Origin of the sequence: Achromobacter sp. Marseille-Q0513 (genome assembly GCF_018195695.1) — a bacterium.
GTDB lineage: Bacteria > Pseudomonadota > Gammaproteobacteria > Burkholderiales > Burkholderiaceae_B > Achromobacter.
The window spans coordinates 1-11,942 of the sequence record NZ_JAGTJY010000185.1; the positions used below are offsets into that span (position 1 = coordinate 1).

The 11,942-nt window shown below is 71.8% G+C and carries 10 protein-coding genes; 1 reads left to right on the forward strand and 9 read right to left on the reverse strand.

Annotation, left to right across the window (positions count from 1 at the left end; genetic code table 11):
- A partial coding sequence (locus KDH83_RS25690) for an efflux RND transporter permease subunit (RefSeq protein WP_212320837.1) occupies positions 1-2,022 on the forward strand: 2,022 nt, incomplete at its 5' end.
- A 58-nt stretch (positions 2,023-2,080) separates the two neighbouring features.
- Here the strand turns inward: KDH83_RS25690 and KDH83_RS25695 are convergent.
- From KDH83_RS25695 to KDH83_RS25735, 9 genes are all read right to left on the reverse strand, one after another.
- On the reverse strand, positions 2,081-2,947 hold the full coding sequence (locus KDH83_RS25695) for a class I SAM-dependent methyltransferase (protein ID WP_212320839.1): 867 nt from the start codon (positions 2,945-2,947) through the stop codon (positions 2,081-2,083).
- A gap of 95 nt (positions 2,948-3,042) precedes the next feature.
- Positions 3,043-4,152: a tRNA 2-selenouridine(34) synthase MnmH gene (mnmH, locus tag KDH83_RS25700; RefSeq protein ID WP_212320841.1), complete on the reverse strand. Its 1,110-nt coding sequence runs from the start codon at positions 4,150-4,152 to the stop codon at positions 3,043-3,045.
- 132 nt (positions 4,153-4,284) lie between these two features.
- Entirely contained in the window at positions 4,285-5,142 is an 858-nt protein-coding gene (locus KDH83_RS25705) for an oxaloacetate decarboxylase (RefSeq protein ID WP_212320843.1), read from the reverse strand.
- 67 nt (positions 5,143-5,209) lie between these two features.
- Positions 5,210-6,607 carry an FAD-dependent oxidoreductase gene (locus tag KDH83_RS25710; RefSeq protein ID WP_212320845.1) on the reverse strand — a complete coding sequence of 466 codons (1,398 nt, stop codon included), beginning with the start codon at positions 6,605-6,607 and terminating at the stop codon, positions 5,210-5,212.
- Positions 6,607-7,206 (reverse strand): cysteine hydrolase, encoded by a 600-nt coding sequence (locus KDH83_RS25715; protein WP_212320847.1) that lies wholly within the window; start codon positions 7,204-7,206, stop codon positions 6,607-6,609. The genes KDH83_RS25710 and KDH83_RS25715 overlap by 1 nt, the downstream gene beginning before the upstream one ends.
- An 82-nt stretch (positions 7,207-7,288) precedes the next feature.
- Positions 7,289-9,337 carry a hydantoinase/oxoprolinase family protein gene (locus KDH83_RS25720; protein WP_212320853.1) on the reverse strand — a complete coding sequence of 683 codons (2,049 nt, stop codon included), beginning with the start codon at positions 9,335-9,337 and terminating at the stop codon, positions 7,289-7,291.
- Positions 9,338-9,339: 2 nt separating this feature from the next.
- Positions 9,340-11,019: a hydantoinase B/oxoprolinase family protein gene (locus KDH83_RS25725; protein WP_212320849.1), complete on the reverse strand. Its 1,680-nt coding sequence runs from the start codon at positions 11,017-11,019 to the stop codon at positions 9,340-9,342.
- Between the two features lie 18 nt (positions 11,020-11,037).
- Positions 11,038-11,568, reverse strand: coding sequence for a 3-isopropylmalate dehydratase (locus KDH83_RS25730; RefSeq protein ID WP_212320851.1), 531 nt, complete (start codon positions 11,566-11,568; stop codon positions 11,038-11,040).
- The coding region (locus KDH83_RS25735; protein ID WP_249205357.1) for an aconitase family protein at positions 11,565-11,942 on the reverse strand (378 nt) is incomplete at its 5' end. The genes KDH83_RS25735 and KDH83_RS25730, both read right to left, overlap by 4 nt.

Genomic DNA, 11,942 nt, shown 5'->3' on the forward strand with positions numbered 1-11,942 from the left:
CCCAGCGTGGCCATCCCGGTCAGCCTGGTGGCCACCTTCGCCGTCATGTACCTGTGGGGCTTCTCGCTGAACAACCTGTCGCTGATGGCGCTGATCGTGGCCGCCGGGCTGGTGGTCGACGACGCCATCGTGGTGCTGGAGAACATCTCGCGCCACCTGGAGCGCGGCCTGTCGCCGCGGCGCGCCGCGCTGCGCGGCCTGCGCGAGGTCAGTTTCACGCTGGCCGCCATGACGCTGGCGCTGTCGGTGGTGTTCGTGTCGATCCTCTTCATGGGCGGGCTGGTCGAGCGGCTGTTCCGCGAGTTCTCGATCACGCTGGTCGCGGCCACGCTGATCTCGCTGCTGGTGTCGGTCGCCATCATTCCCGGCCTGTGCGCGCGCTGGCTCAGGCCGCCCGCGCCCAAGCCGCCAGACAACCACAAGCCCGGGCTGGCCGCCGTCCGGCGACTGTTCACGCGCCTGCATGACGCCTATGGCCGCAGCCTCTGGCGCGTGCTGGGCCATGCCCGCGCCACGCTGTTGCTGCTGGCCGCCGTGATCGGCTTGAACGTCTACCTGTACGCCCAGTCGCCCAAGGGTTTCCTGCCGGTGCAGGACACCGGCCAGCTGATGGGATTCGTGCGCGGCGACGACGGCTTTTCGTTCCAGGTGATGCAGCCCAAGATCGATCAATACCGCCAGCTGGTGCTGCGCCATCCGGCGGTGCGGGATGTCATCGGCTACAACGGCGGCAGCCTGGGCATCAGCAATTCACTGTTCCTGATCCGGCTCAAGCCCGCCGCCGAGCGCAAGGAATCGTCCAGCCAGGTCATCGACTGGCTGCGCGCCAACGCGCCGCCCGTGCCGGGCGGCATGTTCTTCCTGAACGTGGACCAGGACCTGCGCATGCCCGGCGGCTTCGGCAATTCGGGCGACCACGAACTGGCCATCATGGCCAGCGACGTGCCGGCGCTGCGTGAGTGGTCGCGCGCCATCTCGCGCGCGCTGCGCGAGGTGCCCGAGCTGCGCGACGTGGACGCCGTCGGCGACGCCGCCACCCAGCAGGTGGTGATCGACATCGACCGCGCCGCCGCCCGCCGCCTGGGCGTGGACATGGACACGGTCAGCAGCGTGCTCAGCAACTCCTTCAGCCAACGCCAGGTCGCCACGCTGTACGACCCGATGAACCAGTACCGCGTGGTGCTGGAGCTGGATCCGCGCTACACCGAGGATCCGGACGTGCTGGAGCAGGTGCACGTGGTCGCCGCCGACGGCGCGCGGGTGCCGCTGACGGCCTTCGCCAGCTACCGCCATGGGCTGGTCAACGACCGCGTCTTCCACGACGGGCTGTTCGCCGCCGTGGGCATCGGCTTCTCGCTGGCGCCGGGCGTATCGCTGGAACAGGGGCTGGCGGCCATCGACGCCGCCATGGCGCAGCTGATGGTGCCATCGCACATCCAGGTGCGGCTGGGCGGCGATGCGCGCAGCTTCCAGAAAAGCCTGCAGGACCAGCCCTGGCTGATCCTGGCCGTGCTGGTCGCGATCTATCTGGTGCTGGGCATCCTGTACGAAAGCCCGCTGCATCCGCTGACCATCCTGTCCACCCTGCCCTCGGCCGGCGTGGGCGCGCTGCTGGCGCTGCGCCTGGCGGGGCTGGAATTCAGCCTGATCGCGCTGCTGGGCCTGTTCCTGCTGGTCGGCGTGGTGATGAAGAACGCCATCCTGATGATCGATTTCGCCATCGGCCTGCAGCGTCGCCAGGGGCTGGCGCCCGAGCAGGCCATCCACCGCGCCGCCATGCTGCGCCTGCGCCCCATCGTCATGACCAACCTGGCCGGGCTGCTGGGCGCGCTGCCGCTGGTGCTGGACATGGGCGAAGGCTCGGAGCTGCGCCGTCCGCTGGGCATCGCCATCGTCGGCGGGCTGATGATCAGCCAGTTCCTGACGCTGTACACCACGCCCATCGTGTATCTGGCGCTGGAGCGGCTGCGCGGCCGTCTGCGGCGCGCGCCGGCGCGCGCGGCGGCGTCCGAGGGAGATTGAGGACACGGTCCGGCACCCCGGCGCCGGTCGCGCCAGGCGGCCCGCATCCTGCTACGGTTCAGCCCGCGCCCAACTGGTACAGCGCATACAGCGGCACGCCGGCCAGCGCGCGGAACAGCGGCCCCAGCGCCGAATACGGCAGGCCATAGCCTTCCATCACCCGGTGCGCGGCGATCAGCCGCAGGCGCGGATGCGCCGCCGCGAGCTGGGCCTGTTTGCGCGGCCCCCAATGGAATTGGGCGCCCGTGTGCTTGACGGATGTGTGCAGCTTCGCGCGCCCGGCCACCAGCCAGCACATGGCGTCGAAGGCCAGCTCCGAGCCGGCCGGCGCGTGCTGGCCGAACAAGCGCAGCAGCGCCTGCATCTGCTCGGGCTTCAGGTACATGGCCACGCCCTCGGCCATCAGGAACACCGGCGCGCCGGCGCCGTCCAGCGGCAGGCCCAGCGCGGGCCACCATTGCGGATCGGCCAGGTCCAGTTCACGCAGCGCATGGCGCTCGGTCGCGGGCGGCAGCAGTTCACGGCGCAGCGCCAGCACCGGCGGCAGGTCGGCATCGATCATGCGCGCCCGCCCGTTGTCCAGCCACTGGAAATAGTCGCTCAGTCCGCAGCCCAGGTTCACCACCAGCCCGTCCGGCACGCGCGCCAGGAAGGCGCCCGCCAGCTCGCGGAAACGCCGCGTGCGCGCCAGGATGCCGTACACGCTGTGGCGGTCCCGCAGCCAGCCCGCGCCGTCGTCGCCCATGCGCAGCAGCATGCGGCCCGCGTGCGCGTCTTGCACCGCCAGCTCGGGAAACAACGTATCGCCCAGTGCGCGCGCCGCCAGCGGGATGCGCAAGGTTTCGCTGACGTTCGACAGGCGCTCCCGCCCATCCAAGGCCGGGGCGGCCGCCGACGGTGACTTGTCCACGATCGAATCCTGCATGTCTTGCTCCCGTCCAGAGTCGGATGCATGCAGTATAAATAGGAATTATTCTCTTTTTTGAGATTTCGCGTCAAGGCCCGCAAGCGCCCAGGCGTTCAGCCCTGCCCTGCCCGGTCTTGCCGACGCAGGTACGCCGTCACCGCCTCCTGGTCACCCGCGAACACGATGCGCGAGGCCTTCTGCTGGCGCTGATAGGCATACATGGGATCGTAGTATTCCGACAGCAGGCCCTCGATCCAGCCCAGGTGTCCCGCCACGCCCAGGCCCAGCGCCTGGCCGCGCAGCGCCTCGTCCATGATGGCCGCGAGACGCTTGTGGCGCTCGCCGCCCAGCCGCCTGGCGATGTTGTCCAGGCTCTGGCGCAGCCGTTGCGCGAACAGGGCCTGGCCCTGCTCGGGGCCGTGGGCCGCCGCGAAGTCGGCGCTCAGGTCGATCACGTAGTCGCGCAGGATGCGCTGCTTGCGGTTCTCCAGGCTGTCCTCCAGCCACACCAGGCCATGGCGCTGCATGCCCTGGTACAGCGCGGGCGGCAGGCTGCAGCTGCCCACGGCCTGGCCCTCGTCCTCGACCACGAAGCGCGCGTGGCCGGCGGCGCGCTTTCTCAGGATGTCGATCGCCAGCGCATTGTCGAAATTGATCTGCGTGGGCTGGCCGCTCACGCGCTTGCCGAAGCTGGAGCCGCGATGATTGGCGTGCCCTTCCAGGTCCAGCGCGTCGTCCAGCCGGTGCAGCACCTCGGTCTTGCCGGTGCCGGTCATGCCGCCCAGCACCAGGAAGCCGCATTCGGCGATGGCGCGGTCCAGCGTGTCCAGCAGGAAGCCGCGCATGGCCTTGTAGCCGCCGGTCACGCGCGGATAGGCGATGCCGGCCTCGTCGCGCAGCCATTGCTGCACGATCTGCGAGCGCAGGCCGCCCCGGAAACAATACAGATAGCCGTCCGGATGCGCCTGCGCGAACGCGGCCCAGGCGTCGAGGCGGGCTGCCTTGACGGCGCCGCCGACCAGGCGGTGCCCCAGCTCGATGGCGGCCTGCTGGCCGCGCTGCTTGTAGCAGATGCCCACCAGCTCGCGCTCTTCGTCCGTCATCAGCGGCAGGTTCGCCACGCCGGGAAACGCGCCCTTGGCGAACTCGACGGGCGCGCGGGCGTCCATCATGGGCACGTTGTCGAGGAAGAGATCGCGGTAGTTGCTGGTGTCTGCGCGCATGGCCGTCAAACCGCGCGCGACGATGCGGGCGGACAGGGAAACCTGGGGATTCTAAACCAGACGCCCGGCCCGCCTTTGCGCCGCGCCATCCTGAGCGCGGCCGGCCCGGCACCGGCGCGCGCGCGCAGCCGCTCAAGCCTCGTAGCGCTTGCCCGCCGCCAGCAGTTCCGGCGTGCCGATCATCGCGTTCAGGCCGTCGAAGTCCAGCATGCGGTCGCGCCAGGGGGCCGTGGTGCCATGCTGGCGCAGGCTGCCGTAGTAGCCCGCCAGCGTGTGGGCCACGGCGCGCGCCGTGCCGCCCGGAAAGATGACGATGCCGAATCCCAGCGCTGCCAGTTCCTGGGCGCTTTGCACCGGCGTCTTGCCGCCCTCGACCATGTTGGCCAGCAGCGGCGCGCGGCCGGCGAAGCGCCCGCAGGCCGCCCGCATCTGTTCGCCGCTGCGCAGGGCCTCGATGAACAAGGCGTCCGCGCCCGCCTCCAGATAGCGCTCGGCCCGCTCCAGCGCGGCGTCCAGCCCTTCCGAGGCCAGCGCGTCGGTGCGCGCCAGGATCAGGGTCTCGCGCGACTGGCGCGCGTCCACGGCGGCGCGCAGCTTGCCGCACATCTCGGCGGCCGGCACCACGGACTTGCCGTCCAGGTGGCCGCAGCGCTTGGGAAAGGTCTGGTCCTCCAGCTGGATCATGGCCGCGCCGGCCCGCTCCAGCCCGCGCACCGTGCGCTGTACGTTCAGGGCATTGCCGAAACCGGTGTCGGCGTCGACGATGATGCGCGCCCGGACCCGCTCGGCGATGCGCGCCAGCGCGTCCTCGACCTCGCTGTACGTGGTCAGGCCCACATCGGAACGGCCCAGCCGCGTATAGGCGATGGACGCGCCGGACAGGTACAGGGCCTGGAAACCCGCCTGCTCGGCGGCCAGCGCCGACAAGGCGTCGTACACGCCCGGCGCGAGGACCGGGCCCTGGGCCAGCTGTTTACTCAAGGTGTTCATGCCTGGATGCCTCCATGAACGTGGATGCCTGTATGAAAGTCATGCGCATGCCTGTGGCCGCGCGGCGCTACCGAGACGGCTCATCCGCCAGCGCCATGCCCGCGATCTCGGCGGCCGTCGCGGCGGCGATATGGCCGCCCGCGATGGCGCTGAGCAGGCCGTTGCCCGACAGATAGCCCGCCACGTCGTTGCCCGACACGCCGCGCGCCGCGCCGCCCGCCGCCAGCAGGTTCGGAAACAGGCCGCCGTCCGCCCGCCGCACGCGGCAGCGCGCGTCGATGTCCAGCCCGCCCTGGGTATGGAACAGCGCGCCGGTGACCTTGACCGCGTGATACGGCGCGGACAAGGCGCGCATGAAACGGCGCCCATGGACGTCCGGCGCATCCCTTGCCACCGACCGCAGCGTGTCGGCCAGCGCCCGCGCATCGCAGCCGATCAGCGCGGCCAGCGCCGGCACGTCGTCGGCCGTGCGCAGCGCGCCCGCCTCGCGCGCCGCCTGGAAATCGGGAAAGTCCCGCACCAGCGCCAGCGCCTGGTCGTCGAACACGTTCCAGGCCACGCCGTCCGGTTGCGCCAGCACGCGCACCGCCGCTTCCGAATAGCCCTGGGTCTCGTCATGAAAGCGCCGGCCCAGACGATTGACCTGCACGCCGCCATCCATGATCACGGCCCAGGACACCAGCGCGCCCTGCGGCGTGGCCCAGGAGCCGTGCCCCTGGTAAGCGCCCATGTCGGCCAGGCCCGCGCCCAGCTCCCGTCCCCAGCGCACCGCGCTGCCGTCGTTGCCCGCGTGGCCGCCATAGACCGCGTCCGCCATGGCCGGCAAATGCTCGCGCACCATGGCGGCATTGCCGCCGAAGCCGTTGCAGGCCAGGATCAGCGCGTCGCAGCCGATATGCTCGCGCGTCCCGTCCGGCCGTTCGCAGGCCACGGCCGTGATACGGCCCAGCCCGTCGTGCCGCAGCTCGCGCGCCAGCGTGCGCGTCAGCACCAGCGCGCCCGCGTCCGCCGCCGCCTGTCCCAGCGCGGCCATCAGCGCCTGGCCCGAGCGCTGGCGCAGTGTGTGCATGCGACGGGCGCGATGGCCGGGATACAGGAAGCCGTCCAGCAGCTCGAAGCACAGCCCGGCCTGTTCCAGCGCGTCGATGGCGGCCGGCGCGGCCCGGGCATAGGCTTGCGCCAGATGCGCGGCGGCGGCCCCGCCGGTCTTGGCCTGGATGTCGGCGGCGAAGTCCTCCACGCTGTCCGCCACGCCGGCGGCGCGCTGCACGCGCGAGCCGGCCGCCGGGATGAAGCCCGACGACAGCGCGGTGGACCCGCCCGGCACGGCGTCGCGCTCGATCACCACGCATTCCACGCCCGCCCGCGCCAGCCGGATGGCGGCGGTCAGGCCGCAGGCGCCGCCGCCGATGATGAGCACGGACAGCGACAGCTCCGGCGCGGCCTGCGCGTCGGGCTCGCTCATCAGGCGGGCCCCGCGATGAAGTCCTCGCAGGCGCGCAGCTCCGCCACGCTGCGCAGGTCGGCCAGCGCGGCATCGTGCAGCGCCGGCGTCGGCGCGGCGCAGCCGTCGGCCAGCACGGTGACGTGGTAGTCGCGCATATGGGCGTCGCGCGCCGTGCTGGCCACGCCGCCGTTGGTCACGATGCCGCAGATGGCCACGCGCTCGATGCCGGCGCGCCGCAGCACCCAGTCCAGCTGTGTATTGAAGAAGGCCGAATAGGCGACCTTCCAGACGGCCACGTCGACCAGGCCGTCCAGCTCGGCCACACAGGCATGACCCGGGCCGCCGGCGGCGAAATCGCCGCGCCCCAGGAACGGCCGCAGCCGGCGCAGATGCGGCGAGATCATCGGCTCGCCGGCCGCGTCGGGCCACAGCGTGAACTGGCTGGCGGCGACGAAGCCGCCGGCGGCCTTCAGGGCGCGCGCCACCGGCGCCACGCGGGGCGGCAGCGCGCGCGCCTCGGCCGAGACCGCGCCGCCTCGATCATAGGCGCCGCCGGGCGCGAGGAAGTCGTTCTGCAGGTCGATGACGATCAAGGCGGTGGATCGGGCGTCGGACATGGTGTGCTCCTGTTTCATCGCCGGACCGTTCCGGGATGGAAGATGCTGTCCCCGCAGGGGCGCCGGGCATCGTGTGGATGCGTCATGGCTGGCGGCGGATCAGCAGATTGCCCAAGCGGTCGACGCGGCCGATGAAGCCGGGCTCGATCCAGATCGTGGTGTCGGGCTGTTCCAGGATGGCCGGGCCGGCCACTTCCGCGTCGACGGGCAGCGCCAGTCGCTCGTAGCGTGCCGCGTCCCACCATTGCCCGGCGTGATAGACGGCCTGCGCACCCAGCGGCGCGGGCATCGCGCCGCCGACCGGCGCCAGCACCGCCAGGTCGAACTTGGGCCGCATGCCGATGCGCGCATAGCGCAGGTTCAGCACGCGCACCGGCATGCCGTCCAGGCTGCGGCCGTAGGCGCGCCGATAAGCGGTCTCGAAGGCGGCGGCGATGCCCGCGCGCGTCAGCGCCTGGCGCTCGACCGGCACGTTCACCGTATGGCTCTGGCCGGCGTACAGCATGTCCAGCTCGATGCGCTCGCGCACGCCCTCGAAGGCCACGCCGGCCGAGTCCAGCCGCTGCTGGCAGCTGTCGGCCAGGGCCTCGACGCGGCGCGTCAGGTCGGCCTCGTCCAGGTCCGCCAGCGTGGTGTTCAGCGTCTGCACGCTGTCGTGGCGCATATCGGCCATGACGCAGCCCAGCGCCGAGGTCACGCCCGGAAAGCGCGGCACGATGCCCTGCAGGCAGCCGACCTCGCGCATCAGCGCGCAGACGTGCAGCGCGCCGCCGCCGCCGAAGGGCATGTAGGCGAACTTGCGCGGATCGTGGCCGCGCTCGATGGACACCACGCGGATCGCGCCGGCCATCTTGGCGTTGGCCACCGTCAGGATGGCCTCGGCCGCCGCCTGCGGGTCCAGGCCCAGCGGCCGGCCCACGTGCTCGTCGATGGCCGCGCGCGCGCGTTCGCCGTCCATCCGCGCCAGCAGCCCGCCGCCCAGCGGCCGGTCGGCCGCGATGCGGCCCAGCAGCACATTGGCGTCGGTGACCGTGGGCCGCGTGTTGCCCCGGCCGTAGCAGGCCGGCCCCGGGTTGCTGCCGGCCGATTCCGGACCGACCTGCAGCAGGCCGCCGGCATCCACGCTGGCGATCGAGCCGCCGCCCGCGCCGATGGTCTCGATCTGTATCATCGGCGCGCGCACCACCATGCCGAACTCGATCGCGGTCGGCGCCGCCAGCGAGACCTCGCCGCCAGCCACCAGCGACACGTCGAAGGACGTGCCGCCCATGTCGCCCGTGACCACGTCCGGCAGGCCGGCTGCGCGCGCGATGGCGGCGCAGGCGATAACGCCCGCCGCCGGGCCGGACAGCGCCGTGCGCACCGGCACGTCGCAGGCGGTTTCGCGCGACATCACGCCGCCGTTGCTCTGCACCACCAGCAGCTCGCCCGCGAAGCCGTGGCCGCGCAGGTCTTGTTGCAGCCGGGTCAGGTAGCTGCCCACCACCGGCTGCAGGGCGGCGTTGAGCGTGGCCGTCGAGCAGCGCTCGAACTCGCGGATCTCGGGCAGCACCTCGGTCGCGGCGGTGACGTGGCCGTTGGGCCAGATCTCGCGCACCCGCGCCACGGCGCGGGCCTCGTTGGCCGGATTGGCATAGGCATTGACGAAGAACACGCAGACCGCCTCGCAGCCGCGCGCCAGCAGCTCGCGCGCCGCCGCCTCGACCTGGTCCAGGTTGACCTCGGTATGGATCGCGCCGTCGGCCAGCACGCGCTCGTCGACCTCCAGCCGCAGGTCGCGCGGCACCACGGGCTCGTAGCCGCCGCGCAGGCCCCAGGTCTGCGGCCGGTCGCGCCGGCGCATCTCCAGCACGTCGCGAAAGCCCGCCGTGGTGATGATGCCGGTGCGCGCCACCTTGCGTTCCAGCAGCGCATTGGTGCCGACCGTGGTGCCGTGCACGATGGTGGCGATGGCGCCCGCGCCCTCGGCCGCGCGGCCGATACCGTTCATGAAGCCGCGCGCTTCCTCGCCGCGCGTGGACGGCACCTTGATCACGCGCGCCTCGCCGGTATGCTCATCGAGCACGAACAGGTCCGTGAACGTGCCGCCCACGTCCACGCCCACCACCAGGGATTGTTGCGTCGTCGCCATCGTCATGCCCTTCCCTTTTCCCGCGCGGCGTCCGCGCCGCTCACATAGCCCATGTCGCGGTCGCGCCGGCGCGCCGCCTCGCTGCGCTGCTCCGGCGGCCCGTAGCCGCCGCCGCCCGGCGTTTCCAGCCGCACCCGTTCGCCGCGCTTGAGCGCGATGCCCAGCATCTTGGAGGTCATGGGCGGCGCCTGCCACTGCCCGTCCTGCTGATAGCGGAACACGTTCGATGCCGCCGGCTCGCCGCCAGCCACGCCCTTGGGGCTGCTGCGGCCTCGCTCGCCGAAGATGAAGGCCTCGGCGCAGTCTTCCAGCAATTCGATTTCGTAGATGGCGCCCAGGCCGCCGCGATGCCTGCCGTCGCCGGCCGAGTCGGGCCGCAGCGCCCATTGCGTGAAGCGCACCGGATAGGCCGCCTCCAGGATCTCCAGCGGCGGAATCGTCGCCGTGGAGATCGGCGCGTTGCCGTGGCTCAGGCCGTCGCCCGCGCTATGGCCGCCATGGCCGCCGCCGAAGAAGCTGAACATGACCCAGCGCTGCCCCTTGCGCGCCGCGTCGCTGCGGTAGCCGGCGATGGACAGCGCGTTGATGGTGCCGTATGCCTGGGCCGGCGCGCGCTCGGGCGCGGCCTGGGCCACGGCGCAGAAGATCACGTCGATCATGCGCAGGATGGTCTCGGTATAGCCGCCCACCGGGCGCGGCCGTTCCGCCGAGATCAACAGGCCATCGGGCAGCGTCACCGTCACCGCGTCCAGCACGCCGGCATTGGCCGGCACGTCCGGAAATACGTGCTTGAGCGCCACGTAGCAGGCGGCCACGGCGGTGGCGCGCGAGATATTGACCGGGCCGGCGCAGGCCGGCGAGGTCTCGGAGAAATCCAGTTCCAGCCGTTCACCGCTCACGCGCAGCCGCAGGGCGATGGTCAGCTCGGCGTCCTTGACGCCGTCGTTGTCCAGCGTGTCGCGGTAGCGGTACTCGCCGTCCGGCAGGCTGGCCACGTGGGCCAGCATCAGGCGCCGGGCGCGCTGGCGCAGCGTGTCCAGCGCGGCCCGCACGGTGTCGTCGCCGTACTCCTGCAACAGGTCGTCGAGCCTGCCCGCGCCCAGCTCCAATGCGGCCAGCTGGCCGTTCAGGTCGCCCCACAGGCTGTCGGGCAGGCGCGAATTGGCCTTCAGGATGGCCAGCACGTCCTCGTCCAGCACGCCGCCGCGCACCATGCGCACCGGCGGGATCTGCACCGCCTCCTGCCAGCACTCGGTGGCGGCCGGGTTGTAGTTGCCGGGCACCGCGCCGCCCACGTCATGCCAGTGCGCGGCCGAGGCCAGGTAGCAATACAGCTCGCCGCCCCGGAACACCGGGCGCACCAGCTTGAAGTCGTTGGCGTGGGTGCCGCCGTCGTAGGGATCGTTCAGGATCCAGACGTCGCCGTCCCGCATGCCGCCACGCGCCTGGGCGGCGCGGGCGGCGGCCTGGACCGCGAAGGACATGGCACCCACGAACACCGGCAGGCCGGACTTGCCCTGCACCAGCGTGGCGCCGCTGGCGGCGTCGTACAGGCCGTGGCAGGCGTCGTGCGCCTCGGCGATGATGGGATTGAAGGCGCTGCGGTACAGGGTCGCGTCCATTTCGTCGGCGATCTGTTCCAGCCGGCCGTTGAGCACGGCCAGGGTGACGGGGTCTAGCATGATGGCAGTTCCGGTTCGTCAGGATTCGTTGGCATTGCCCGGAGCCTGCCCGGCTTGCGGCCGGGCCCCCTTTTGCAGCGCCTTCAGTTGATTGAGCAGGCCGCCCGCCCGCACCATGTCCAGCAGGAAGTCCGGCAGCGGCTCGCAGGCCAGCGCCTCGCCGTCCTGGCGATGGATGCGGCCGGCGTCCGGGTCCAGGCTGATGCGTTCGCCTTCGGCCAGCCGGGCGGCATGCGGGCAGGTCAGCAGCAGCAGGCCGACGTTGAAGGCGTTGCGGAAGTACAGGCCGTTGTAGGACGGCGCCACCACCGCCGCCACGCCCAGCCGGACCAGGGCGGCGGCGGCCTGTTCGCGCGAGGAACCGATGCCGAAGTTGGGTCCGGCCACCAGCACGTCGCCGGGCCGCACGCCGGCGGCGAAGTCCGGCCGCACACGCTGCAGGCAATGGCGCGCGATCTCGTCGATGCCGAACTTCATGTAGGCGCCCGGGGCGAGCGCATCGGTGTCGATGTCTGCGCCCACCCGCCATACGCGGCCATGCTGGTTCATTGCAGCACCTCCCTGGGATCGATGATGCGGCCCGCGGCCGCCGCGGCGGCCACGCTATAGGGCGAGGCCAGGTAGACCTGGGCGGTCTCCGAGCCCATGCGCCCCTTGAAATTGCGCGCCGTGGTCGAGATGACCGTGGCGCCGTCGGGAATCGAGCCGCCATAGCCGGCACAGGCGCCGCAGGACGTGGGCAGCAGCTGCGCGCCCGCCTCCAGCAGCGTCTGCAGCACGCCCTCGCGCTCGGCATCGTTCTGGTCGCGCAGGCTGGCGGGCGCCACCATCAGCTTGACGCCCGCCGCCACGCGGCGGCCGCGCAGCACGGCGGCGGCTGCGCGCAGGGCGTCCCGCTTGGCGCCGGTGCAGGCGCCGATATA

Bases quoted from the DNA above. Each gene is read 5' to 3' on its own strand.
- KDH83_RS25695 (WP_212320839.1), bottom strand. From the start codon at position 2,947: ATGCAGGATTCGATCGTGGACAAGTCACCGTCGGCGGCCGCCCCGGCC.
- mnmH (WP_212320841.1), bottom strand. From the start codon at position 4,152: ATGCGCGCAGACACCAGCAACTACCGCGATCTCTTCCTCGACAACGTG.
- KDH83_RS25705 (WP_212320843.1), bottom strand. From the start codon at position 5,142: ATGAACACCTTGAGTAAACAGCTGGCCCAGGGCCCGGTCCTCGCGCCG.
- KDH83_RS25710 (WP_212320845.1), bottom strand. From the start codon at position 6,607: ATGAGCGAGCCCGACGCGCAGGCCGCGCCGGAGCTGTCGCTGTCCGTG.
- KDH83_RS25715 (WP_212320847.1), bottom strand. From the start codon at position 7,206: ATGTCCGACGCCCGATCCACCGCCTTGATCGTCATCGACCTGCAGAAC.
- KDH83_RS25720 (WP_212320853.1), bottom strand. From the start codon at position 9,337: ATGGCGACGACGCAACAATCCCTGGTGGTGGGCGTGGACGTGGGCGGC.
- KDH83_RS25725 (WP_212320849.1), bottom strand. From the start codon at position 11,019: ATGCTAGACCCCGTCACCCTGGCCGTGCTCAACGGCCGGCTGGAACAG.
- KDH83_RS25730 (WP_212320851.1), bottom strand. From the start codon at position 11,568: ATGAACCAGCATGGCCGCGTATGGCGGGTGGGCGCAGACATCGACACC.